This window comes from Rahnella sp. R3(2024), assembly GCF_042920125.1.
Classification (GTDB): domain Bacteria; phylum Pseudomonadota; class Gammaproteobacteria; order Enterobacterales; family Enterobacteriaceae; genus Rahnella; species Rahnella rivi.
In genome coordinates this window covers 391,529-417,488 of record NZ_JBHGBU010000002.1, presented here as the reverse complement: position 1 = coordinate 417,488, position 25,960 = coordinate 391,529, and the positions used below count along the sequence as shown (strand labels likewise).

The following is a 25,960-nucleotide window of genomic DNA, read 5'->3' as shown; positions in this document are numbered from 1 at the left end:
AACCGCTTATATACTGAGGGATTAATAATGGCAAGAATACTGGCCTGCCTGGATGACAAAACAAGGTTACCGGACGGTCGCACCGAAACGGGGAGTACGGATAACCACGGGATGACAGAGTGGCATTATGCTGAATCTGCTGAATCTGCTGAATCTGCTGAAAATATTAACCTGCATATATTAATGGATTAATGATGGCTGTTTACCACCTCAGTACCCGTATTAACTCTAATGTCCCGGCTGATTCTTTGTTGTATGACCTGTGTATTTATCGCATGGACGCCAGCAGGAATAAATATCCCCTAGTGGATGTGAAACAACAGCCGTTTCTGGGCAATTGTCAAACACAGAGCCACATTACCGGAAATATAAATGAGTCACTCTCGACCATTTATATTATGAAAATGAAGCTTTACCGAAAAACTATGTTGCATACGCACTGTGTGACGCCTGTTCCGTTCACTAAGATGTACACTCTTGAAGAATTTGCGTCAGGCAAAGCCTGGTCTCCGGTGAAGCGGGAGAACCCCTGTTATTTTGAATCGAAAGGGACAATGAAGCCTGAGAGTCAGGGGAGCGAAACAAAACAGATTAAAATTACTATCCCGGAACGACCATTTGTTGCGAAAGAATACCCCATTGGTAATTCCAGAGACCCTTTTGATAAAAATTTAATAGAGCGTCAAATAGATGAAAGATTTAACGGATTTGATTTCCCTAATCAAATAGCAGCAAGTGTATGTGGACCTGCTGCATTTTTTTACTGCCTGCAAAAGGATCGCCCTGATGCGTATGCGCAAGCTTCCCGTGAACTTTGGAGGTATGGGAAAACTAAAATAGGTGACTTAATCATCTCACCAGGTGAAGGCTGTCGGCATCCGACAGGTGCATTTTACTATGATGACGGCAGACCGAAGATAGCCGGTACTGACTGGATGACGCTAGCTGGGCTAAGGGATTCAGAGAATACGGTGCTGAACTTTGATGCTATAGATTCTCCAGTGGCGGGGATCACCATGTGGCAAACACTGACAGAATGGTTTGAAAAAGCCGGTTATGAAATGGTCTTTAGTAATGTAGGAATTACTCAGGCAGGCGTCCAGGGAATCAGAGATTTAAATAAATATATAGAGCAAGGCTATAAAGTCGTCACATTAATAAACGATGGACTTCTTGTAAATAGTACAAACAAAACAACGTTACCTACACACTGGATTGTGTGGGATGGTTCAGTCACACAAGATCCCAACGGATATATTAGTTTGGAGTTGTTTTCTTGGGGGAAAACAAGAAACTGGATACAACCTAAAAGAGATTTGCAATTTTTTACTAACAGATTTTTCGGAGGAATGGTTTTTAAACCATTAAAATAAAAATGAGAAGAATGTTTTTTGTTTTATCTTTGTTTTTACTATCTGCCTGTTCGTTACAGGCAGAGTTTACTCCAGAAGGAGAAATACTTAATGATGCAACTGTTGGGGTCCCCTATTATAACCAAATAAATATATTTGGCGGAGTAGTTCTTTCTTATGATATTTATGGTAAGCAAGTCATTGCAGGAGATATTCATCCAGATAGTTTAGGTCTCTACCTACAGTATTGTGATGATGATGAATTCAATAATTGCATTCAGATTAGGGGGACACCAACAAAAGCAGGTATAGCTAAAGTGCGAGTACATGGCGGCTTAGGTGGCGGAATGCTTTCAAAATCAGGAGAATTCGACAAAACCTATATGATTACGATCAAAGACTCAGAAGGATCTTCTTAAGATCCTTTGAGGGGCGCGCACCCCTAAGTGTACGAGAAAACATTCAGGTTGCGGTTCTTTCGTATCGGAATGGTCAAATTTTAGTCTTAACGTACAATATTTTCCGTATCCCAAAGTGAGCCCGTTACTGCCTGCAGGCCAGTTTAGGGATGTTTATGCTCGAAAAAAGCCTCACATCGTGAGGCTTTCTGGTTTATTTCATAAGGGGCAGCTCGCTGAGCAAATGCTTAAGGTTGACCATGTCCCAGGGCATGTGTTCCGCGATGGTGAGGCCGACAGCCTCTGCTTGCGAAGTGGCCTGATTAATTAACGTAATCACATCCTGAATGGTCAGTTTCCCTTCTGCAGCATCACCAAAATCATGCTCACCTCGGCCGGGTTTTGCGAACAGAACCGAGCGGAACAGCGCCGGATCCAGTACGTCAAGATCAAGGTGGATGGCCAGATATTCGATTTTCTCTTTTGCAATCCACTCCATAACCTCAACGGCTCCGGTTTTGACCTGCTGCGGGCCGCAGGTTGCCACCTTATGGCTGGCAAGGTAGTCACGCTCATAATCCAGCGGGTCATGAATGCCGGCGATCATGATTTTCGACGGTGACAATTTGTGCCGAACATGACTGACTAAATCTTTGTCCCCGGTGCCTGTCAATGCCCCCAAGACATGCGCATGGGCATTTGAATACTGCTCTGCCGTTTGCACGTCGGGATGAGCGTCAACCCAGAGCACGCCGAGTTTTTCACCGTATTTATTCAGCAGGTGCGCAAAAGGTGCGAGAGAAACCAGGCAGTCTCCGCCTAAAACGACAATGGCCTCAGGGTCGTGCTTTTCAATCAGGGCCGCTGCATCGCCAAGCTGCCTGAGGAGCTGAGGTTTGGCGGTTATACCGTCCACCTCTTTCAGCGGTTCAGCACCCGGTAAAGCGACAGGAACTGTTTCGACAGGTCCTTTCGCTTCCGGCGAAAGAAAGGAAAGCAGAAGGGAGCCAAGGTGATAAGGAGGGTTGTTTCCGCCCTGCCACTGTGGGAAAGAGAGTCGTAAAGTCTTTTTGTTCATATCTCACCTGCTGTTGGTTTTCACTAAATCTGCCGTTATAAAACGGTTCGGTCTTTCTTACGAAATGCACCCGTCCCGTCGGCAAACTACAAAATGAATGATCGTTCATTCATTTTGAATGACCTATGGCTCTGATGCAAGCGGAGAGTCTGATATGTCTGCCTGAATGGACATAAGCGACTGGAGGAAAGTGCAGACGAAAAAACGGCCATCATGATAATGGCCGTTTGAAGAGTCAGTTCGCGAAACGTTTAGCGTTTACGCCAGATCGTTAATTCTGCGACGGTATGCTGGAATTTTCGTGCGGTTTCGCGGATCACGAAGGGCACATCCTGCGGACCCTGCACTTCCTCAAATTCACTGGCTAAAAGACGTCGCAATGCCTGATGCGTGGTCACTGCCTCACCGTTTTCGCGGAATCCACCCAACCAGTTTTGCTTAGGCGTGTATTCTTCCATCCAGGTGTAAGGTGATGACAGCATCAGTAACCCGCCGGAGCGGATCATCGGCGCTATATCTTTCAGGAAACTTGCCGGTTCACGCAGACGATCCAGGAGATTGGCGGCCAGCACCAAATCATACAATTCAGCCTGCGGTTTAAGATTACAGGCATCGCCCTGAACGAAAGTCACCCGCTCCGTTTGTTCGGCACTGATTTCTGCCTCACTCAGTGCGGCCTGACAATAATCGACCAGCTCCCCCTCTTCCGGGATCACATACCGGCAGGCTTCTCCACGGGCCAGTGCCAAAGCCACATCGATAAAGCGCGCGGAATAATCCATCCCAACAACAGTATCGAAATGACGGGCCAGTTCGAAACTCGCACGTCCGGTCGCACAACCTATATCCAGTGCCCTGCTGCGCCCTGATACATGTTTTACGGCAATATCCACCAGTTGAGTGGCGTAATTTGGAACATCAAAATGACGCGGCCCGTACTGGAAATCCAGATATTGCGCGACCAGTCCGTCCGTCTCATACGGATTTACCGTCTGCACATCCTGATGACTGGACACCACATATCGGAAACCGGCATGCTGGAAAAAGTGACGGCGGAAGGCGTAACGTGCAGATTTCAGCGCTTCATTGCCCGTAGAAATCCAGCTGCCGCCTTTGATCATCGAATGTTTGCCATCAAAAGTTGGCGTCGAGAAATCATCATATAAAGGGTGCACGCGGAAACCGTTGTAACCGCCAATTGGCGTGGATGACCATTGCCAGACATTGCCGATGACATCGTAAAAATCACCCTGCGCGAAGTGATCCACCGGACAAGATGAGGCCCAGTATTCCAGATTGATATTACCCGGCGCCCTGTCCCAGTCGGGCTGATCGCCCTGCACCTGTTCACGTAAAATCATCCACTCTGCCTCGGTCGGCAACTGTACAGATTCACCGGTCTGCGCCGCCTTCCAGCGACAAAAAGCTGCCGCTTCAAGCTGATTAACTTCCGCTGGCCAGTCCCACGGCATCGGAATTTCTTCTGTCATCAGGCGCAGTTTCAATTGTTCAGGTTCACGAGGTGAACCGACCCAAAACGTCGGCATTTCTGCCTGAGTAAAGTCACGCCAGCCGGCACCTTCGTCATCCCACCACTGGGTATCGCGATAACCCCCGGCCAGCATAAAGGTATAAAATTCCGCGTTACTGACCAGCATCTTACTGGCGCTAAATGCCTGAATGTTATGCTCTGACGTGCCGTATTCATTATCCCAGCCGTAAGTATCGTCTTGCTTACCCAGCGTGACAATGTCACCTTTAACGGCCACCATTTCATTTTCGGGGACGGTTTTACGATCCGCACGTGCTTCCTGACAGGCAGGCCAGTGTGGCTGGGGAGTCACCCACTCCACCGGTAACTGACGGATCAGCACGCTGGAGGTTTCAAGATGAATACGCTCATGCTCGATGCCCATCAGGATCACCCAGGCCGGGCTGTTCCAGTCCACAGGCAACGTCAGCGGCATTGTGTCGATGATGCCCAGCACTTCTTCACGCACGCGATGGCGGTATTCACGCAAATTTGCGACGGAAGGCCAGTTGTAGTTTTGATCGTCGAGATCGTCCCAGCTCATCTCATCGACGCCGATTGCCAGCATCGATTCAATTTGCGAATCGATGCGCTGCGGGAGTTGCCCCGCCGCCATCAGCTTATTGATGAAAAACGTCGCCGTGTGACCGAAATAGAAAATCAGCGGATGACGCAGGGAAATCGCTTTGTTGTAATACGCCCGTTCATCCGACAGGCAGTCAAACAGGCTTTCATACAGTTCCCAGGTCTGAATAAAGTATTCACGAATTTCCTGACGTTTTTCCTCTGCAGTGCCATGACTCAGCAGCAGAGTTTTTGTCGCTTCTGGCAGCCCGACAGCGCGCGAGTGTTGTGGATGCATCATTTATTCCTCAGTCTTCTGGCATTGCCAAATCAATACACAAGTGTAGCAGCTCATTTCCGCTGCCTTTTCCCAACGCATCCCTGACGGGTTTATCGTTATATCCATCTGCAAAATATAAAAAACCTCAATGCGGCTAAAAGCGCTTAATTCTCCATATAAAGCAGCGATATTTGAGGAATCTGCAAGAATTCGCCATCAAATTTGTGCCGCAATGATAAGTAATCCGGGGCATTAATAATGTCATGAATATTGTCAGAAAATGCGTCGAGCGCCTGCTTCATCTGGGGTAAATAATCATGCGTATCATAAACACGGTCGATACCTTCCAGTGAGTGGTTCATGATTTTACGGGCGACGTCATTAGAAACATCCAGAGCCGATAATTTTGAACGTGCCGTTCGGCGCAAATCTCGGGTGGTAAAGGGGGCAATTCCAAGCCCCCTTTCCGCACGCAGCATCCGGCGAATAACCTGCGTAATCGCGCCCCGCGACAGCGGTTTGCCTGGATCCTTCGGCGAAGGCACCAGCCACGGGCTGTTTTTCGGACTGGCGGCGATCAGCGCATTGATGCAAACAAGCATCAGTGGCGTCAGCGGCAGGCTGTGATCGCGTGCTGACTTATTACGCTTGCCCTGCCGCCAGACACTGATGCGCAGATTGAATTCATCTTTGCGCGCCCGCACCACTTCATCCGGACGGCGCGCAGTCAGCAGACATAATCGCAACGCCCAGCGGCATTGTTCTGAAATATCCCACAAATCAAGACCATGCCAGAATATCCAGATTTCCGCATCGGTCAGCGTACGTTCGCGCGGCGGCGTATTACGCCCACCGACATCACGTCTTTTCATGGCGCCGAGCGGAGAATGAGGAAGATAACCCTGTGTTTCTGCCCAGCTGAAAAATTGCTTACACAACGCAAAAACCCTTTTCGCTTCCGAAATTTTTCCCTCGGCCAGCAATACGTTAAATAAACGGTTAAGGCGCAGGCGGGTAATCTTGTTCAACGGAACGTCGCCGATCACCGGCAAAACGTGTTTCATTATGGAGGAAACCGCAATTTCAGGCCGACGACGTGTCAGGATCAGCGAAAGCCGGATCCACACGTTGATCACCTGCCCGACCGTGGCATTCCCCTCTTCATCAAAATCGTCCAGTTTTGCCAGCGGCGTTGCTTTTATCTGTTGCAGATAGACCAGCACGTGACGCCCTACATTTTCAGCAGCAAAGTCGGTTTCGGTTTCAGATATCTGCTCAGTCATCAGCTAAATTTCACAACAAAGATCGCGGGCGGCAGTTATAACAAGCCTGAAGATCATAGGCAAAAGGTTTGTGACTCCAGACCTATTAAGTCTGGAGTCACAATGGCAGCGAAGTGTGAAAAATAAGAGACTTAGCTGAGGACTTATGAAGTGCTGATCTGACGCGTTTATGAACAAACAGGGGCGTGCAGGGACATTTATTTGAACATCCGAAAGGGATCCCTAAAGAAAATTTTTTTCATGCCGACATACTAACTGTTAAGGAACTTAATCTAAATTCAACCGCAGCCTGACCAGGGAATATGTCACTATGCGCAATAACCAGCCTGTCACTCAGCAGGAATATCAGTACCCGGACGACGCCACCTTGATGTCCACGACCGATGTAAACAGTCACATTACCTACGCTAACGATGCTTTTATCGAAGTGAGCGGTTTTGTCAGCGAAGACATTATCGGCCAGCCGCACAATATTGTTCGCCATCCCGATATGCCTCCTCAGGCCTTTAAAGATATGTGGGCCACACTGCAGCAAGGTTTCCCCTGGACAGCGCTGGTCAAAAACCGCCGACGCAACGGCGATCACTATTGGGTTCGCGCTAACGTGGTACCGATCATTCGCGGCGGCAAAACGCGGGGTTATCTTTCCGTACGAACGAAACCGACCGCGGCAGAAATTACTGAGACGCAGTTGCTGTACGATAAAATCAATCGCGGCGAACTGAACAACCGTCGTCTTCACAAAGGCTTGCTGATCCGAACGGGTCTTACCCGCGGACTTTCTGTGTTGAAAACACTTTCCGTCCGCTGGCGGATCCGTAGCGGATTATTCGCTGTGTTGCTGGCGGGTACCCTGCTTATATCAACGCTCTCTGCCTTACCTTCAATACAAATGATTTCCGCGCTGGTGGGGAACGCCGTGCTGATCTTTTTCCTTGGCCTTTGGCTTGAGTGGCAGATCACCCGTCCGCTCGAACAGTTGTGCAAACAGACATTACAGGTGGCGAGCGGCGCCAGCCACACCATCACGCCGATGGCGCGGACGGATGAAATTGGTATGACGCTGCGCTCGGTCGGGCAGCTCGGATTGATATGCCGCTGGATGGTCGATGATGTACACAGCCAGGCGCAGAAAGTAAAACAGGCCAGCGAATCACTGGCACAGGGCAACGATTTACTTAGCCGTCGAACAGAACAAACGGCAGCCAATGTGGGGGAAACCGCTGCGGCCATGAATGAAATGAACGCGACCGTTGAAAGCAACACTCAGACGGCGGCCGAGGCAGACACGTTATCTCTCAGTGCCAGCCAGGCGGCGGAAAAAGGCAGCCATGCCATGCAGGGCGTTGTGGGCACAATGCAGCAAATTACCGACAGTTCAAAGCAGATCGCCACTATTACATCTGTGATTGATGGCATCGCATTCCAGACTAATATTCTCGCGCTGAACGCTGCCGTTGAAGCGGCACGCGCCGGGGAACAAGGCAAAGGGTTCGCCGTGGTGGCCGGGGAAGTTCGCAGTCTTGCACAACGCAGCGCGTCAGCCGCCAGTGAAATTAAGCGATTGATCGATGCCAGCGCCGACACGGTGATTTCGGGATCAAAACAGGTCGCTCAGGCAGGCAAGACGATGGATGATATTGTCACCCAGGTGCAAAACGTTTCTGCGTTGATTGCGCAGATCAGAACAGCAACCGGCGAGCAAAATCTTGGTCTGGTGGATGTCGCCAAAGCCATCGAAGAGCTGGATCGCATCACCCATCAGAATTCCGTTCAGGTGCAGGAAGGCGCAATGGCCTCATCGGGTTTAAAGAAACAGGCGGAAAGATTAGTGGATGCTGTGGGTGTCTTCCGCTAAACCGTTAAATACAAGGCCAGTGAAACAGACACTGGCCGGGATCATTTATTGTGCACGGCGCCGTTCAGCAATCCAATCCTGCACTTCGATGGCAAAAGTGTCCGGCGCCTTGCGAAATGTTTTTCTCGCCAGATCTAAAATGCTGTGGCGGGCTAACTCTTCTTCCATACGTTGTTGCGCGCTGTCCATCACCGCGCGGATCCCGCAAGGCCCTTCGCACGCCCAGGCCGGCGGACTTTCTTCAAAAACAGCCAGCCGTTGTCTGATCTCTTTGCATTCAAAAATCCCTTTCTCCCCGTCGATGGCCTGAACCACATCCAGCATGGTGATCAGTGCCGCGGGGCGTGCCAGCCGGAAACCGCCGCCCTTCCCCTCACTGCTCACCACCAGCCCCCCGCGCGAAAGACGGGTGAAGATTTTCGCCAGATAATCATAGGGAACGCCCTGCAACTCTGCCATTTCGCGGACATTCATTTCACGATCGTCGCCTCTGATATCGACCATGCACACCAGACTATGAATGCCATATTCCACGCCAGAACTGTAAAACGCCATGATGAACTCCGTTAAACTTTAGCTGAGTCATTATACAGAAATTGTCCGCACCTGAAAGACGCGCTTTTTGAGCCTGTAATTCCCTTTGACGATTTCACAATTAATCAATCAGTTGAATATCCTCTTTTATCCTTACTTTTTTAACTCCGAAAATTATTGTCGCAGTTAACTACGACAATTATAGTGGCAGTCAGATTATTAACGCGTTCTGAACATTTAAAGGTTGAACACATGAAAAAGCATATTCTGATCCTCGGTAGCGGTTTTGCAGGTATGTGGGCCGCAGTGAGTGCAGCACGGCTGGCGAACATAAATGGCGGCGATGACATCAACATCAGCGTTCTGGCACCTCATCCTGAGCTGCGTGTGCGCCCGAGATTTTATGAAAATAATGTTGCCTCTCTGGTTTCTCCGCTGGCACCACTGTTTACAGCCCTGAACATTCACTTCATACAGGGAAACGCCAAACGCATTGATAACAAGACAAAAAACCGATGCGGAAGGTCAACTGGCATCGGCGAGTTATGACCGACTGGTGCTGGCCACAGGCAGCAATGCAAGACAGGTCACTGTTCCCGGTGCCGATCAATACACGTTCAATATCGATCAGCTGGAATCGGCACACGTTTTTGAAAAACATCTGACCGGGCTGGCAAACCAAGCGCCAACCCCGGCACGCAACACGGTGGTAGTGTGTGGCGGGGGTTTTACCGGCATCGAACTGGCGACTGAATTACCTTCCCGCCTGCGCGAGCTCTTCGGTACAGAAACCAAGACTAGAGTTATCGTAGTTGAGCGTGGTGACGTTATCGGCGGGCGTTACAGTGAAGCGCTGCGCGACGTCATCGAACAAGCCTCCAGGGAAATCGGCATCGAGTGGCGTTTACAGGCAGACATCACCGCCATTGACGCAACCGGAGTGACATTGAGTGATGGAAGCCACATTGCCTCCTCAACCGTGGTATGGACCGCCGGCGTGCAGGCCAATGCGCTGACTGAACAGTTTGCAGCGGAGCGTGACAGTGTCGGGCGTTTGTATGTCGATGAAAATCTGCAAATTCGTGGGGTTTCTGATGTCTTCGCCACCGGGGATGTTGCTCATGCCGCCACCGATGATGTCGGCAATACGGCGCTGATGTCCTGTCAGCATGCGATTCAGTTAGGTAAATTTGCCGGAAATAATGTCGCGGCAAGCATCCTGGGCCTGCCGCCTATTCCATATCGTCAGGTGAATTACGTCACCTGCCTTGACCTGGGCAGTTGGGGGGCAGTGTTTACGGAAGGCTGGGATCAAAAAGTACAATCGGTACGTGAGGAGGCGAAAAAAATCAAAATCGCCATTACAAATGAGCTGATTTACCCGCCTCGGGCTGAGCGTGAGATTGCCTTTGCGGCAGCGGATCCTCTGGCTAAATTCGTCTGATAAAAACCCAAAACAGCGCTCCCGGCACTTTCGTCGCCGGGAGTTGGGTCTTATTTTATACCGCTGCTAACCTGAACGCCGAAACCGAATGCGTCAGATGATGCACCTGCTCTTCCAGCGAAGCGGCCGCCGCCGCCGACTCCTGAACCAGCGCCGCATTTTGTTGCGTCACTCCGTCAATTTCCGTCACCGCCTGTTCAATCTGGCTGATGCCACGACTTTGTTCATCCGACGCCGTCGATATATGCTCCATCAGGACATCCACCTGAGTCACCGATGTAATGATCGCACTAATGGAATCACCGGTGCGGGAAACCTGATCCGACCCTTCTTTTATATTGGCGACAGATTCTGAAATCAGGCTTTCAATCTCCTTCGCTGCCACCGCACTGCGCTGCGCCAGATTACGTACTTCGCTGGCCACCACGGCAAATCCACGCCCCTGCTCGCCTGCTCGTGCCGCTTCAACGGCAGCATTCAGCGCCAGAATGTTGGTCTGGAAAGCGATGCTGTTAATCACACCGGTGATGTCTTCGATTTTTTTAGAGCTGCTGTTGATGCGCCCCATGGTCTGGATCACTTCCTGCGCCACTTTCTCACCGGCACGGGCATTTTTCACGGCTTCGCGGGTCAGGCTGCTGGCGCGCACGACATTTTCAGTATTCTGTTTTACCGTCGCCCCCAGTTCTTCCATGCTGGCCGCCGTTTCGGTCAGCGCTGCCGCCTGTTGTTCAGTGCGCGATGCAAGATCGATATTCCCGGCAGTAATTTCTTGTGAAGCATGCGCTACCGTGTGGCTGGTATCGCGCACCTGACTGATAATCTGCGTCAGTGCCAGTCGCATATGTTCCATCGACTGCATCAGTTGTTCGATTTCACTGCGCGAATTCATCTTCACTGGCACCGGCGTATCCAGAAATCCTTCGGCGATCTGACGGCAGTGATCACGGGAACTCAGCAACGGGTTCAGCACGTAACGTTTCATGAAGATGAGCACAGCAAGGATCACCACCAGGAATAATACGCAGAACGCGATGGTCAGCCCGATGCCAAAACTGAAGTTGTTTTGCGCTTCGCTGTTGAGGTTTTTGGCGTATTTCTCATGCAACGCCAGCACCTGATCCAGCACAATTTCATACTGGCGATCCAGTTTTATCACTGCCGGAATACGCGCTTTAAACTGCTGTTGATCGCCTGCACGGGCAGCGTCAACCAGCGGCTGAATACCATTCTGACGGTAATCAAGATAGGTGGCGCGATAGGCCTCGGCCAGGGCAGCTTCGCCCGGCAGCTTGGGTGCGCTCAGATAGGCCTGGAATGCTGCGTCCGCTTTACCGGTAGCTTCGTCCACACCCTCGAGTGCCGGTTTCAACTGGCTGTTATCCCCGCTCTCGATCTGTTTCATCAGTTCCATCACCCGTACGCGAGAAGTACGGCTGTGGTTAATCGGGTCAATAATGGAAAGCACCACGCGGATCTCTTTATTCACATCATCCAGTGAATGATTACTGCGTGTCAGCAACCAGACGTTAGACATCATACTGGCGAAAAAGAGAGCAAAAAGAACAATTAAAACAAGCAGAGAAGACTTTTTTAGGGACATGTGCGGCTCTTATACAGCGGATCAGGAGTCTATTTATCGGCATATCCCTGCGAATGTTTAGCCTTACACCCGTACTATCACAAATTTTTGGCAGGATGATCGATCTGCCCACCGTTGCTCAAGGGCATTAACGCCAGAATGTCGCCAGTGCTCATTTTTCTTACGCGGGATAAATCTCATGCTTTAACTTTTTTTCACGTTAACGTGAAGTGACTCGCAATAAGTATTATAACTTTCATTATCAGAACGAGATACTCACCCGACTTATTCCGGCCCAGTTTAAAATGGCTCTAAGATATTTCCCTCATAAAATGCAATCAAATAAAATTCTCAAATCATTTGTCATGTGAATATTCCTAATAATTACCGAGGAAAAATCTTATGAATTAAAGCTGCCTACTCAACGACCATGATTTATTTTTTCATTAATTAATGAGAATATTCCCTAACTCAAATCCCTCTTGATACGAAAACTCTTAGTTATTTTTACGCCGGGTAGAAAGGTACAATTCAGCGCAAGCCCTTGCGCTATGGCACTTAAAGAGACTCATAAAGAAATATCTTACTTATCAATGAAATATTCTTTCATGTATATAAGCTTAACCAGTAACATTCAGTAACACATTTTAGTTTTCAATATAAACATCAATGTTTCTAAAATACCGGCCACAGGTACTTATGTGGAATTTTTTCACATAAACTCAAAACACACTGCGGAATGTTTCTCAAAATATTTTGTCTTGATTGTGACCCTGATTTATCTCACCCCACCAGGTGCAGAAATGGATATCGTTTTATGGCAGGGTTGCCTACCTTTCATTTATTTATGGATTCATTGGCAGCGTTTATCACTCATCAATAAGGGATAGGCATGTCTAATAGCTTTCAGGAAGAAATACCCAAAGCTCGCGTCAATATTAAACTCGATTTACATACAGGCGGCGCGCAGAAAAAAGTCGAATTACCTTTAAAATTAATGGTAATGGGTGACTACAGCAATGGTAAAGAGACGCGTCCTTTGTCAGAGCGTGAAAAAGTCAATATTAATAAAAATAACTTTAACAGCGTACTCGCAGATTTTAGCCCGTCGCTGAACCTGACCGTCGAAAACACACTGTCAGGCGATCGCAGCGAAGAAAGCATCAAGCTTAACTTCAAAGAAATGAAGGATTTCGAGCCAGAGCGAGTGGCACGTCAGATCCCACAGCTTCGCGCGATGCTCGCGATGCGTAATCTTTTACGCGATCTCAAATCCAATCTGCTCGACAACGCGACCTTCCGCAAAGAGCTCGAAACCATTCTTAAAGATCCGTCTCTGAGCAATGAACTGCGCAGCGAACTGAATGCCCTGGCACCAAAGGCCTGATTGCCTCCACTTAACGGATTAATGCGAGATAATGCTTATGTCAGTCAATAACGAAAACGTCTCTTCTTCAAACGGTCAGACGACCGTGCTCGAGAACCCGGAAGCCAGCCCTATTTATGCCTCCCTGTTCGACAAAATTAATCTTACACCGGTTTCCTCACTGGGCGACCTGAACGATTTCCAGGATACTTCAGCGCTGGCTGATGTCACTGCCGACCAGCGTGTCACTGCGGCCGTTCAGGTTTTCCTGGAACGCCTGAAGCTGTCCGGTCAGACTGTTGAACGTCTGGATAAAACGCTCCTCGATCACCACATCGCCGAACTCGACAGCCAGATCAGCCGTCAGTTGGATGAAGTCATGCATCACCCTGAATTCCAGCGAGTGGAATCCGGCTGGCGTGGCCTGAAGTTTCTGGTTGACCGCACTGATTTTCGCCAGAACGTGAAAATCGAACTGCTGGACGTGTCTAAAGATGACCTGCGTCAGGACTTCGAAGATTGTCCCGAGATCATTCAGAGCGGCCTGTACCGCCATACCTACATTCAGGAATATGACACACCAGGCGGCGAGCCAATTGGTTCCGTCATTTCTAACTACGAGTTTGACGCGTCTGCGCAAGACGTCGCGCTGCTGCGTAACATCTCTAAAGTCTCTGCTGCTGCGCACATGCCGTTCGTCGGTGCCGTCGGTCCAAAATTCTTCCTGAAAGATTCCATGGAAGAAGTTGCCGCGATTAAAGACATCGGTAACTACTTCGATCGCGCCGAATACATCAAATGGAAATCCTTCCGCGATTCCGACGATTCCCGCTATATCGGTCTGACCATGCCGCGCGTGCTGGGTCGTCTGCCGTATGGCCCGGATACCGTGCCGGTTCGCAGTTTCAACTACGTAGAAGAAGTGAAAGGCCCGGATCACGAGAAATACCTGTGGACCAACGCCGCGTTCGCCTTTGCTGCCAACATGGTGAAAAGCTTCATCAAAAACGGCTGGTGCGTACAAATCCGTGGTCCGCAGGCAGGCGGCGCAGTGACTGATCTGCCGATCCACCTGTACGACCTGGGTACCGGTAATCAGGTGAAAATTCCGTCTGAGGTGATGATCCCGGAAACCCGCGAGTTTGAGTTTGCCAACCTGGGCTTCATCCCGTTGTCTTACTACAAAAACCGCGATTACTCCTGCTTCTTCTCTGCCAACTCTGCGCAGAAACCGGCGCTGTACGACACCGCGGATGCCACTGCTAACAGCCGCATCAATGCGCGTTTGCCTTACATCTTCCTGCTGTCACGCATCGCGCATTATCTGAAGCTTATCCAGCGTGAAAACATCGGTACCACCAAAGACCGCCGTCTGCTAGAACTGGAACTGAACACCTGGGTACGCACGCTGGTCACCGAAATGACCGATCCGGGCGACGATCTGCAGGCTTCTCACCCGCTGCGTGATGCCAAAGTGACCGTTGAAGATATCGAAGACAACCCTGGCTTCTTCCGCGTGAAACTCTACGCCGTACCGCACTTCCAGGTAGAAGGCATGGACGTGAATCTGTCATTAGTTTCTCAGATGCCGAAGGCGAAAGCCTGAGGCCCGGAGGCACGATGAAGATTGAGCGTCCGCTGTGGACTCGAGGGATCCTCGTGTCTCCACAGCAATTTCAACAACAGGCCTCTTTTGAGGCCTGGACAAATGAGTGCATCGCGCAAATGAGTACCCTGCATCCCTGGGGCGTACTCCATGCCAGCTTCGAGCAAGATGCCCTGGCACAAGGGCGTCTGAAGGCAGAGCGGTTACACGTTCGCTTTCAGGAAGGAATGTTGATCGACACCGACTGCGCCGATCAACTCCCGCCTACCCTGACATTGGCGGCCAGTCTGCCGGCAGAAGCAAACGAAGCTGTCGTCATGTTGGCAATGCCACAGGTGTATGCAAACGGTGGAAATTGTCTGCAACCTGATGAGCGAGCCGAACGACCGGTGCGCTACCGGCAGGCCTGGCGTGACGTACAAAACCAGTTTGGGGATGATAAAAAACAGCTCGCCGTCATGACTTACGAACTGACGCTGCGTCTGGATACTCAGGAAAATAGCGACTATCAGGTTTGCCCTGTTGCGCGCCTTTTGCGCGATCCCCAGGGACGCTGGGTGCAAGATATGTTGTTTATCCCCCCTTTGTTGAGTCTTAAGGCCAGCCACTGGTGCGGTGAACAACTTGAGTTGCTGATGGTGCAATTGCGGGCACGCCTGCAACGCCTAATGGGCATGCGCCGTGAAAGCAACGCACGCATGGCTGATTTCGCTGTGGCCGACGTTTCACTCTTTTGGCTGCTTAATGCCCTTAACGGTGCTGAACCGGTACTGGGGAATTTCCAGCGTTATCCGCAGGTACATCCGGAGCGCGTATATCAGGAGCTGGCTCGTCTTGCCGGTAACTTACTTACGTTTTCTCTTGAACATGATGTCACCGCCATTCCTGTGTATCAGCATGACCAACTGACGAAGGTTTTCCCGCCGATTTTTCGGTTGCTGAATATCCTTCTGGAAGCGAGCCTGCCTTCGCGGGTGGTGTCCATCGAGCTGGTGCATGAGCCGCGGATCAATCAGTGGCGTGCTGCATTGCACGATCCTCGCCTTCGTGAAGAGGTGGATTTTTACCTGTCAGTCCGTTCCACGCTCTCTTCCGCTCAACTGCAAACTCAATTTCCGCAGCTGTGTAAAGTCGGTGCGCCGGATGATGTCGGCAACGTGGTCAACGTGGCACTCAGCGGTATTCCGCTCCGCCCTTTAAGTCATGTTCCGGCAGCTATTCCGTTGCGGCTTGAGAATCAATATTTCTCCCTGGACCTTAACCACCCGGCGGCGAAGCAGATGATAGAAGCCGGAACCTGCGTCTTCTATGTGCCGGGCACGTTGGGCGACATTCAGCTTGAACTGTTTGCGGTGTTACGTGCATGAGCGAATCGATGAAAGCACAGACTGAATCTGTTGATACTGATGCCCTGCTTGCCGATACCTGGCTGCAGATCATCAGCCTGCGCCAGGGCATGAGCTGTTCTGAAGGCGAAGGTGAGATCTTCTGGAAGCGCTGCGTGGCCGATATTGAGCACGTGCAACGGGCGCTGAAAGAGGCAGACATCAGTGAGCAAAACTGCCAGCACATCATGTATGCGCAGTGCGCAATATTGGATGAAACGGTCAAAGGGCGCGGTGTGCAGGATGATGCTTATTTTGTCTGGTGTAACTCACCCCTGCAGGCACATTTTTTCAACACCTTAGATGCCGGCAATCAGCTGTATGAACGGATGCGCAACGTGCTGCATGAGCCTGCGCCGGACATCAGCGTGCTGACTTGTTTTCATCGCGTACTGATGCTGGGTTTTCTGGGTGGCTATGCGTCACGGGCAGTTTCAGAACGTGAACAACTCCTCGACCAGTTATCGGCGCGTGTTCCGGCGTTCAACTTTGCTCCCTCCCGTCCGGTATTGGCCGTCGGCTCATCCAGCAACCGTCTTGCGGTGTGGCTGCGCTATTGGCCGGTACGTCTCGGGCTGGCCGCACTAATTGTGGCGTTGCTGTGGTGGGGGCTGGACCACTGGCTGTCTCAGTTACTCCCGATGCTGTTACCGGGGTCAGTGAAATGAGTCCGATGTGGCGACGTGGTTTATGGTTATGGGCAGGAATTCTGGCCGGTATTCTGTGTCTGGTCTTTCTGCCTTTCACACCAGCATCGCGCTGGATTGTCTTTGGACTTGTTTCGTTCATCTGTCTGGCAGGCATGTGGCGGGCGGGCCGGCAACCGGTGTCTGAATTCGTGGCAAATAGTATTTTCGACGGGCTTCCGGCCGAAAATTACCGTCTGCCCGTCGTGCTGGTTTGCGGAGACGGTCTGACATCATTGTTCGGTCAGGATACTGTTTATCAGTCGGCACAAGGCTGCTGGTTAAGGGTGGATGACGCCAGCACTTTACGCCAGTTCGCCCGGCAGGTTCTCTGGCAGCGTCCTGAATGGGCAAAGCAGATGGCCGTTATGCTGTCCGTTAATCCGCAGCAGCACGGTGACGATAAAATGCTGACGACGCAGCTCTATGAGTTGCGCTGGCAACTGGTGCAGCTTCGTCGCGATATCCGTCGCCCGCTTCCTTTGCTCCTGTGCAGTACAATTGCCACCAGCATTGCTGAAGGGCCGGTTTGGTTATCACAACAAAAGGCCGCGCCGGTCACGCTGTGGCCCACCGTCACAATGCCGGAAACCCTGACCAACTGGCTGCACATGGAGGGTAACGTCCGCCATGCTGAGAGGATCAAACAAACCGTTATTTTCAATCAGCAAAATGACTGGCTGAATGCGCATGTATTGCCTGCTTTGCAGGCACGTAACGATGATATTGCCTGTGTCTCTGCGCAGCAGGTGATCCTGCATCAGGTTGACGGACTGAACGCTGTTGTACCCGCATCACTCTGGCAACAGTGGCTGGCCGCCCGTACCTCTTTGACTAACGTGTCGGGCTGGCACCCAGTACCCCATGCAAATAAAGATACCCTCCTCTTTCCGGAATTTATCTTCACAGATCTGCCTTCCGGCAGCGGTGTGTCTTCACGCCGACGGGCATTACGGCATGGCGTCACTTTATTGACCGTTGCGGCTGCCATGGCACTGTGTTGCAGCGCCTGGGAGAACCGTCAGCTTCTTCATCACGTAGCTTTTGATATCCATCATTACTACAGCGTAAAAATGGAGGACTACGAACCTAAGGCTAAAGCGGTTGAAATACTGCGTCAGGATGCCGCACAGCTGGATGACTGGTTCCGCAACGGCGAGCCACTGAGTCTGGGGCTCGGCCTCTATCAGGGTGAGCGCCTGCGCCTGCCATTGCTGGAAGCCATCAGAAGCTACATTCCCCCACCCCCTCCTCCGCCACCCGCCGAGAAACACACGCCTAAAATCGTGCGTCTTGACGCTATGTCGCTGTTTGAAAGTGGCAAATATGCGCTTAAACCGGGCTCACTCAAAATGCTGGTGAGTGCGCTGGTGGATATCAAGGCCAAACCAGGTTGGCTGATTGTGGTCGCCGGGCACTCGGATATTACCGGAGATGCGAAAGCCAACCAGACACTGTCTTTAAAACGTGCTGAATCCCTGCGCGACTGGATGCTTTCTACCAGCGACGTTTCCCCGACCTGCTTTGCAGTTCAGGGCTTCGGAGCCACGCGCCCTATAGCAACAAACGACACCCCGGAAGGCCGCGCGGCCAACCGTCGTGTCGAAATCAGTCTGGTGCCGCAGGCCGATGCCTGCCAGGCAGCAGCAACCCCACATTCATCAAATGATTGATGGATGCTTAACTTAGAAATGGAGAACTACCCATGGCAATTCCTGTTTATCTGTGGCTGAAAGACGACGGCGGTGCGGACATTAAAGGTTCCGTAGACGTAAAAGATCGCGAAGGCAGCATCGAAGTCGTTGCGCAGGAACACAACCTGTACATCCCGACCGATAACAACACCGGCAAATTGACGGGTACCCGTATTCACACCCCGTTCCTGTTTACCAAGGAAATCGACTCCTCCAGCCCGTACCTGTACAAAGCGGTGACCACCGGTCAGACCCTGAAATCCGCTGAGTTCAAATGGTATCGCATCAATGACGCGGGCCAGGAAGTGGAGTATTTCAATACCAAACTGGAAAACGTCAAGCTGGTGAAAGTCGCGCCTAAAATGCACGACATCAAAGATCCGGCCAAAGAAAAACATAACCACCTTGAAGCGATTGAACTGCGTTACGAAAAAATTACCTGGACCTACAAAGACGGCAACATCATTCATTCCGATTCCTGGAACGAACGTACCACCGCGTAAGACCTCACAGCAGACGGTTCGCCGTCTGCTGTTTTTGTTTTCTGAGCCGCCGGTCTGGCGGTTGAGCAAACAAAAACAGAACCGGACATCGACCTTATGGGCCTGGGTTTCCTGCAAAGGAAAAGGCTATGGGCGGTAGCGTACCTCAAAAAAGGAATTCAGCATGGAACAGCAGTCAGCCGTCTTACTTCGTCGCTTAAACCCGTACTGCGCGAAAGCGCTTGAAGCCGCCGCGACCCTGTGTCAGACGCGGGCACATGCGGAAATCACGGTCGAACACTGGCTGCTTAAGCTGCTTGAACTGGGCGAAGGCGACATCACCGTGCTGGCCCGTCGCTACGAGTGGGACATGGACGTGCTGTGGCAAAATCTGCTCGCGCATCTCGATGCCCTGCCGCGTTCCGTGCATGCCCGTCCGCAACTTTCCGATGATTTACAGGCGCTGATAAAAGCCGGATGGCTGGCCGCATCCCTGCAGGACGACAATGAAAATATCCGCAGTGTACATCTGCTGGAAGCCCTGCTTGCTAAGCCGCGCCTGCTGCGCTGCGAGGGTTTGTGGCCGCTGTTCAGCCTGAGCGAAGAGCATATCCGCCGCCTGAAACCGGTGCTGGACGCGCTGTCTGAAGAGCGCCCCGAACTGCAACAGCAGGAAAGCCTGAACCGGACGCCGTCCGACCTTGCCGGTGACGCCACCAGCCCGAAACATGACATCGCCGCTGGCGGTCAGTCACTGAGCGAAGCCCTGCAGGCTGCGCTGGATAAGTTTACGCTGGATGTCACTGCTAAAGCCAAAGCCGGACACATCGACCCGGTGTTTGGTCGCGATAACGAAATTCGTCAGATGGTCGACATCCTGTCACGCCGTCGTAAAAACAACCCGATTTTAGTCGGCGAGCCAGGCGTAGGGAAAACCGCACTGGTCGAAGGTCTGGCGTTACGCATTGCAGAAGGCAACGTGCCGGACAGCCTGAAAACCGTCAGCCTGCGCACCCTGGATTTAGGCTTGCTGCAGGCCGGTGCCGGGGTCAAAGGTGAGTTTGAACAGCGCCTGAAAAACGTCATCGACGCCGTGCAAAAATCACCGACGCCGGTGCTGCTGTTTATAGACGAAGCGCACACCATTATTGGTGCAGGCAATCAGGCCGGTGGCGCGGACGCCGCCAACCTCCTCAAACCCGCCCTCGCCCGCGGTGAGCTGCGAACTATCGCCGCCACCACCTGGTCCGAGTACAAACAATATTTTGAACGCGACGCCGCACTCGAGCGCCGCTTCCAGATTGTCAAAGTCGATGAGCCGGACGACGAGATGGCCTGTCTGATGCTACGCGGCCTGAAATCCCGCTACGCGCAGCATCACGGCTTGCACATCACCGACGAAGCGGTCAAAGCCGCCGTCAGCCTCTCCCGCCGCTACATTACCGGCCGCCAGTTGCCGGACAAAGCCGTCGACCTGCTCGATACCGCCTCCGCCCGCGTGCGCATGAGCCTTGATACGCTGCCGGAAGATCTGACCCGCCTGAAGGCTAAGATCGGCGCACTGGGGATGGAAGAACAGGCGCTGCTGGAAGACATTTCGCTGGGTAGCCAGACCCACGGCGAGCGCCTGACTCAGATTGAACATCAGACCAATGCGCTGACTGATCAGCTCACCGCGCTGGACACTCAGTATCACGCTGAGAAAGCGCTCACTCAGCAACTGCTCGATGTGCGTCAGGACATCAGCCGGCAGGAAGAGATCGCCAGCCTGCAACAGCAACTCAGTGATTTACAGGGGCACGCCCCGCTGCTTTCACTGGACGTTGATATACGTACCGTCGCCACCGTGATTGCAGACTGGACCGGTGTGCCGCTGACCAGCCTGCTGAAAGACGAACAGACTGACCTGTTACAACTGGAAAACCAGCTGAATAAACGCGTCGTCGGCCAGGACCCTGCATTGACCGCCATGGCACAACGTTTGCGCGCCGCCAAAACCGGTCTGACTTCTGAGAATGGTCCGCTGGGCGTGTTCCTTCTGGTCGGTCCGAGCGGCGTGGGTAAAACCGAGACGGCACTTTCCCTCGCCGACTGCCTGTTCGGCGGCGAGAAATCACTGATCACCATCAATCTCAGCGAGTATCAGGAAGCGCATACCGTTTCCCAGCTGAAGGGTTCACCTCCGGGCTACGTTGGTTACGGCCAGGGCGGTATTCTGACCGAGGCTGTGCGTAAACGCCCTTACAGCGTTGTCCTGCTTGATGAAGTTGAAAAAGCGCACCGCGACGTAATCAACCTGTTCTATCAGGTGTTTGACCGTGGCTTTATGCGCGATGGCGAAGGTCGTGAAATTGATTTTCGCAATACCGTCATCCTGATGACCGCCAACCTTGGCAGCGACCACATCATGCAACTGCTGGATGAACAACCGGAAGCCACCGACGGCGACCTACAGGAAATGCTACGCCCGATCCTGCGCGATCATTTCCAGCCGGCCCTGCTCGCCCGTTTCCAGACGCTGATTTATCGTCCGCTGAATGCCGTTGCCCTGCGCACTATCGTTGAGATGAAACTGGCACAAGTCGCCAAACGCCTGAACAAGCATTACGGCCTGAAGTGCACCATCGAAGAAAGCCTCTACGACACGCTGGTCGCCGCCTGCCTGCTGCCGGACACCGGCGCGCGTAACATCGACAGCCTGCTCAACCAGCAGATCTTGCCGGTGCTGAGCCAGCAACTGCTGCAACGCATGGCCGGACAACAGCGCACCACCGCACTGGCGCTGGGCTGGGATGAAGAAGAAGGGATCACGCTGGAGTTTGACGGAGAAGAGAAATGAATACATCCGCATTGCCATTTTTCGATCACAGCCATCATAAATTAGCTGTCCGCGGCAGCAGCGCACAGCCCGACGTTCTGAGCTTTAACAGCCTTGAAGCACTCAGTTCGCCATTCCGTTACGAAATTGAGTTCACCAGCACCGACAAAAATATTGACCCGAAAACCATGCTGCTGCAGGACGCCTCCCTGACCCTGCAGGCGCCGGTGGCTGAAGCCTTTGGCGTTTCCGTGCAACAGCCGCAGCGCGTGATACAGGGCGTCATCACCGCCTTTAAGCGCCTTTCCACCTCGAAGGATGAAAGTCATTACGAAGTCCGCCTGCAGCCGCGCCTGGCCCTGCTTTCACGCAGCCATCAGAATGTCATTTATCAGGACATGTCCGTGCCGCAGATTGTCGAAAAAATCCTGCGCGAACGCCACGCTATGCGCGGTCAGGATTTTGTCTTCACGCTGAGTAAAGAGTACCCGCGGCGCGAGCAGGTCATGCAGTACGGCGAGGACGACCTGACCTTTATCTCCCGTCTGCTGGCCGAAGTCGGTATCTGGTTCCGCTTTACTGCCGACCCCAAACTCAGCATTGACGTCGTCGAGTTTTACGATGGCCAGCAGCATTATTTGCCATCCCTGACCCTGGTCGCCGTGCCCCCTTCCGGCATGCACGATGTCGGCGTCGAGTCCGCCTGGAACCTGGCCAGCCATTATCAGGTAGTGGAGAAAACGGTGTCCACCCGCGATTACAACTACCGCACCGCCACCGCGGAGTTAAGCGGCAGCGCCGACGTCACCCGTGGAGACACCACCACCTACGGCGAAGCCTATCACTACGCCGATAACTACCTGACCCCCGGCGGCCGCGAACCGGAACCGGAAAGCGGCGCGTTCTACGCCCGCCTGCGCCACGAGCGTTACCTGAATAATCAGGCGCGTTTCTCCGGCGTCGCCAACGCAGCCACCCTGGTGCCGGGTCAGGAACTGCATGTTACCGGCAGCGACGCCCCGTCGCAGTTTGCGCAAGGCGTGGTCATCGTCAGCATCGAAAGCGCGGCGAGGCGTGACAAAAGCTTTGAAGTGAAATTCGACGCCATTGCGTATTCCGAAGACTACGGCTTCCGCCCGGAGCCGGCGCCTAAACCGATCATGGCCGGCACCCTGCCCGCCCGCGTCACCAGCACTACCGCCAGCGATACCTACGGCCATATCGATAAAGACGGCCGTTACCGCGTCAACATGATGTTTGACCGGGATGCGTGGGAACAGGGGTACGAAAGCCTGTGGGTCCGTCAGGCGCGCCCGTACGCCGGGGATACCTACGGCATGCATATGCCGCTGCTGGCCGGCACCGAAGTGGCCATTGCCTTTGAAGACGGTAATCCTGACCGCCCGTACATCGCCCACGTGCTGCACGACTCGGCGCACGGCGACCACGTCACCATCCAGAACTATAAGCGCAACGTCCTGCGTACCCCGTCGAACAACAAACTGCGCCTGGACGACGAGCGCGGCAAAGAGCACATCAAGCTCAGCACCGAATACGGCGGCAAAAGCCAGCTAAATCTCGGCCATCTGGTGGACAGCGGCAAACAGCAGCGCGGTGAAGGGTTTGAGCTGCGAACCGACAGCTTCGGGGCAATACGTGCACAGAAAGGGATTTTCATCAGTGCTGACGGTCAGTCGAAGGCTCAAGGGAAAGTGCTGGAGATGGATGCGGTCATGAGTGAGATGAATTCACTGAAGGACAAGGCACAATCTCTCTCTGACGATGCGCAAACAGCTACCGCAAATCCAGCCGATATGGCCGCCCAGATCTCATTGATCAACGACCGTGTAAAAGATCTGACCGCTTCTGTTTTGCTGATGCACGCTCCTAAAGGCGTCGCCCTGAGCAGCGGGGAACATCTCCAGGTCTCAGCAAAGCAAAACCTTATCGCTACGGCAGGAAATAATGCAGATATCAGCGTAACAAAAGATTTTTTCATCGGCGTGGGAAACACCTTAAGCATCTTTGTGAGAAAGCTGGGCATGAAGCTTATCGCCAATCAGGGGCCCATCACGGTTCAGGCACAAAACGATCTGATGGAATTGCTGGCCCGCAAGGCGATCACCATCACCAGCACTGAAGATGAAATTAAAATCACGGCGAAGAAGAAGATCACGCTCAACGCCGGCGGCAGTTATATCACGCTTGACCAGAATAAGATTGAATCGGGCACCGCCGGAGAGTTTCTGACTAAGGCGGGGAATTACGGGCGTTTGACTCAAGCTACAAACAAAGTAAACATGCTGACATTCCCATTAATTAATCGTGACGAATACAATATTCGATTTTTATTTTCTGATGACGAAGGATTACCTTATAGCAATTCAAAATATATAGCCTACCTCCCAGATGGCACAGAAAGAAAAGGAATTACTGATGAAAATGGACACACAGAAAAGTTTGTCAATGAAGATGCTAAGGAAATAAAAATAAAATTAATTAGTGAGTATCTTGATCCAGCTTGGGAGGGTAATCATGGCTGACAAAATAACTACAGGCACACAAACTAAAGATGACAATAACATTGTCACAAACAAAATAACAAACAAATTTAACAAGATGATAATTGAAACCTTAGAAGAACAAAAGAAAATTTTAACAAAACGTAAATTGGATCTTGAAACTTGGGGAGAGAACGAAAAAAAAGAGTTTGAAAAAATTTTTGGCATAAAAGATGAAAAAGCCAGGCAGTGGATATTGCTGGGGGTCAATAGGATGCTAATACTCAATGGTGAATTAAAAGCAACTAACTTTAGACCTGTTGATCAAAATGTCCATGCATCGGTTAATAAAACTCAAGATAAGGATTTCATAATAGACATTGGAAAAAAGTTTGGCAATGATAAAATGAGAGGGCGTGACTCTCGCGTTGCTACTCTATGTCATGAAATGTCACATTACGGCATCATCTTGAATACATCCGACATGACACCTTCTGGCAATGATCCAATGAAAACATCTCCGAAAGATTTTCAAAGTTTTGCCGATAATTTAGTGAAAAAACATGATGCAGGAGTAATGATGAATGCGTATAACATTGAAAGATATTTTGAGTGACAATATATTTAAATGGTTGTTTTTAAGTGTTATTTTTATCACTTCATTTTATGCAAAAGGTGACCAGAACGTACTACTTATACAAAATGGTTACGGCACACTGTATTGGGGTAGTACAGGTGAGCATCATAGTAAACCTGAAATATACTCACTCCTTGATTCCTTCCGTTATAAATCTGATAATGAAATATCAGATGAAATAGATCACACTTATAGTATTAGCTCTATCGAAAGTGATAAAAATGAATCAACATACGATTTCAAAATTCATGTAAACATACAAATAAAAAGCGAGAATATTCTTGCGAAAGTAATATTTTATAACAATAGCAAAGCAGCAAGATTCATAAATAAAAAATATGTACCTTTCGACTTTCAATCAAAAATATCTTTACGACCATGTGATATTATTTTTTTGATAACATCAGGCAATATTAAATTAGATTATCTTGGTTCAATGTGCAATTACGGGTCAATCTTCGACCGGCAGGATTGGCTAGAAATCCCAGCAAAATCAAATTTATCTTTCACAATAAAACTTAATGATATATATGCATTCCTTCCTGGCAAAAATCATTATGACATTGGGACGCGAGAGTATTTACTAGTCGATAAAAAATGGCTTATACAAGGTAATATTAACAAAGTGTTTTTTTCCATATTAAATTGGAGAGAAAATTGCCAAGCAGTTAAAAATAAAGAATCAATATTAACCACATCGAGCGAATGCAATTCTTTACACAATGAAGATAATATTGAAAACTTTCTTACTCAACTTTCTTACTACGGCGAAAGTGGGAGTTCTTTTTTAATTCGCTCCAACAAAACATCAATCATTATTAATGGAGATGAAGTGAAATCTATATATATAAAACACCAGAAATAAGAACCAGATTAACTCA

19 protein-coding genes and 1 pseudogene are annotated in these 25,960 nt (G+C 51.0%); 15 read left to right on the top strand and 5 right to left on the bottom strand.

The features are described 5' to 3' along the window. Positions 1-27: 27 nt before the first annotated feature. From ABSH60_RS22300 to ABSH60_RS22290, 3 genes are read left to right on the top strand one after another with little or no spacing between them, the layout of a single operon-like run. On the top strand, positions 28-192 hold the full coding sequence (locus tag ABSH60_RS22300; RefSeq protein ID WP_390976232.1) for a hypothetical protein: 165 nt from the start codon (positions 28-30) through the stop codon (positions 190-192). 2 nt (positions 193-194) lie between these two features. Continuing rightward, on the top strand, positions 195-1,373 hold the full coding sequence (locus ABSH60_RS22295; RefSeq protein ID WP_390976230.1) for a hypothetical protein: 1,179 nt from the start codon (positions 195-197) through the stop codon (positions 1,371-1,373). 11 nt (positions 1,374-1,384) lie between these two features. After that, on the top strand, positions 1,385-1,771 hold the full coding sequence (locus ABSH60_RS22290) for a hypothetical protein (protein WP_390976228.1): 387 nt from the start codon (positions 1,385-1,387) through the stop codon (positions 1,769-1,771). Positions 1,772-1,964: 193 nt separating this feature from the next. Here ABSH60_RS22290 and ABSH60_RS22285 read toward each other — a convergent pair whose 3' ends face one another. The 3 genes from ABSH60_RS22285 to ABSH60_RS22275 all read right to left on the bottom strand — a co-directional run bounded on the left by ABSH60_RS22285 (position 1,965) and on the right by ABSH60_RS22275 (position 6,486). Then, positions 1,965-2,828 (bottom strand): arginase family protein, encoded by an 864-nt coding sequence (locus ABSH60_RS22285; protein ID WP_390976226.1) that lies wholly within the window; start codon positions 2,826-2,828, stop codon positions 1,965-1,967. A 251-nt stretch (positions 2,829-3,079) separates the two neighbouring features. Beyond that, positions 3,080-5,221, bottom strand: a complete 2,142-nt coding sequence (gene ovoA, locus ABSH60_RS22280; RefSeq protein ID WP_390976469.1) for a 5-histidylcysteine sulfoxide synthase — start codon at positions 5,219-5,221, stop codon at positions 3,080-3,082. Between the two features lie 146 nt (positions 5,222-5,367). Then, positions 5,368-6,486: a tyrosine-type recombinase/integrase gene (locus ABSH60_RS22275; protein ID WP_390976224.1), complete on the bottom strand. Its 1,119-nt coding sequence runs from the start codon at positions 6,484-6,486 to the stop codon at positions 5,368-5,370. 310 nt (positions 6,487-6,796) lie between these two features. Between ABSH60_RS22275 and ABSH60_RS22270 the strand changes: the two genes are divergently transcribed. Further along, positions 6,797-8,344 carry a methyl-accepting chemotaxis protein gene (locus tag ABSH60_RS22270; RefSeq protein ID WP_390976222.1) on the top strand — a complete coding sequence of 516 codons (1,548 nt, stop codon included), beginning with the start codon at positions 6,797-6,799 and terminating at the stop codon, positions 8,342-8,344. A gap of 45 nt (positions 8,345-8,389) precedes the next feature. On the opposite strand, the gene ABSH60_RS22265 is transcribed toward ABSH60_RS22270, so the two are convergent. After that, complete coding sequence (locus tag ABSH60_RS22265) at positions 8,390-8,899, bottom strand: Rrf2 family transcriptional regulator (protein ID WP_390976220.1); 510 nt, start codon at positions 8,897-8,899, stop codon at positions 8,390-8,392. A 231-nt stretch (positions 8,900-9,130) separates the two neighbouring features. Between ABSH60_RS22265 and ABSH60_RS22260 the strand changes: the two are divergent. Next, positions 9,131-10,322 (top strand): annotated as a pseudogene (locus ABSH60_RS22260) (NAD(P)/FAD-dependent oxidoreductase). Positions 10,323-10,377: 55 nt separating this feature from the next. Here the strand turns inward: ABSH60_RS22260 and ABSH60_RS22255 are convergent. Then, positions 10,378-11,925, bottom strand: a complete 1,548-nt coding sequence (locus ABSH60_RS22255) for a methyl-accepting chemotaxis protein (protein WP_390976218.1) — start codon at positions 11,923-11,925, stop codon at positions 10,378-10,380. Between the two features lie 871 nt (positions 11,926-12,796). On the opposite strand from ABSH60_RS22255, the gene tssB reads away from it, so the two are divergent. The 10 genes from tssB to ABSH60_RS22205 all read left to right on the top strand — a co-directional run bounded on the left by tssB (position 12,797) and on the right by ABSH60_RS22205 (position 25,944). Next, complete coding sequence (tssB, locus tag ABSH60_RS22250; RefSeq protein ID WP_390976216.1) at positions 12,797-13,291, top strand: type VI secretion system contractile sheath small subunit; 495 nt, start codon at positions 12,797-12,799, stop codon at positions 13,289-13,291. 31 nt (positions 13,292-13,322) lie between these two features. Beyond that, positions 13,323-14,876, top strand: a complete 1,554-nt coding sequence (tssC, locus tag ABSH60_RS22245) for a type VI secretion system contractile sheath large subunit (protein ID WP_390976215.1) — start codon at positions 13,323-13,325, stop codon at positions 14,874-14,876. A 14-nt stretch (positions 14,877-14,890) separates the two neighbouring features. Next, a complete protein-coding gene (gene tssK / locus ABSH60_RS22240; RefSeq protein WP_390976214.1) occupies positions 14,891-16,243 on the top strand; it encodes a type VI secretion system baseplate subunit TssK in 1,353 nt (450 codons plus the stop codon). Further along, positions 16,240-16,929, top strand: a complete 690-nt coding sequence (gene tssL / locus ABSH60_RS22235; protein WP_390976213.1) for a type VI secretion system protein TssL, short form — start codon at positions 16,240-16,242, stop codon at positions 16,927-16,929. Before tssK ends, tssL begins: the two co-directional genes overlap by 4 nt. Next, positions 16,926-18,620, top strand: a complete 1,695-nt coding sequence (locus tag ABSH60_RS22230; protein WP_217202669.1) for an OmpA family protein — start codon at positions 16,926-16,928, stop codon at positions 18,618-18,620. The genes tssL and ABSH60_RS22230 overlap by 4 nt, the downstream gene beginning before the upstream one ends. A 32-nt stretch (positions 18,621-18,652) precedes the next feature. Next, positions 18,653-19,144, top strand: coding sequence for a type VI secretion system effector Hcp (hcp, locus tag ABSH60_RS22225; RefSeq protein ID WP_101079103.1), 492 nt, complete (start codon positions 18,653-18,655; stop codon positions 19,142-19,144). A gap of 163 nt (positions 19,145-19,307) precedes the next feature. Then, entirely contained in the window at positions 19,308-21,962 is a 2,655-nt protein-coding gene (gene tssH, locus ABSH60_RS22220) for a type VI secretion system ATPase TssH (protein ID WP_217202668.1), read from the top strand. Then, positions 21,959-24,484 carry a type VI secretion system tip protein VgrG gene (vgrG, locus tag ABSH60_RS22215; RefSeq protein WP_390976211.1) on the top strand — a complete coding sequence of 842 codons (2,526 nt, stop codon included), beginning with the start codon at positions 21,959-21,961 and terminating at the stop codon, positions 24,482-24,484. Before tssH ends, vgrG begins: the two co-directional genes overlap by 4 nt. Further along, positions 24,477-25,058 carry a peptidase M35 gene (locus ABSH60_RS22210; RefSeq protein ID WP_217202666.1) on the top strand — a complete coding sequence of 194 codons (582 nt, stop codon included), beginning with the start codon at positions 24,477-24,479 and terminating at the stop codon, positions 25,056-25,058. The genes vgrG and ABSH60_RS22210 overlap by 8 nt, the downstream gene beginning before the upstream one ends. Continuing rightward, positions 25,027-25,944 carry a hypothetical protein gene (locus ABSH60_RS22205; RefSeq protein ID WP_217202665.1) on the top strand — a complete coding sequence of 306 codons (918 nt, stop codon included), beginning with the start codon at positions 25,027-25,029 and terminating at the stop codon, positions 25,942-25,944. Before ABSH60_RS22210 ends, ABSH60_RS22205 begins: the two co-directional genes overlap by 32 nt. Positions 25,945-25,960: the final 16 nt, after the last annotated feature.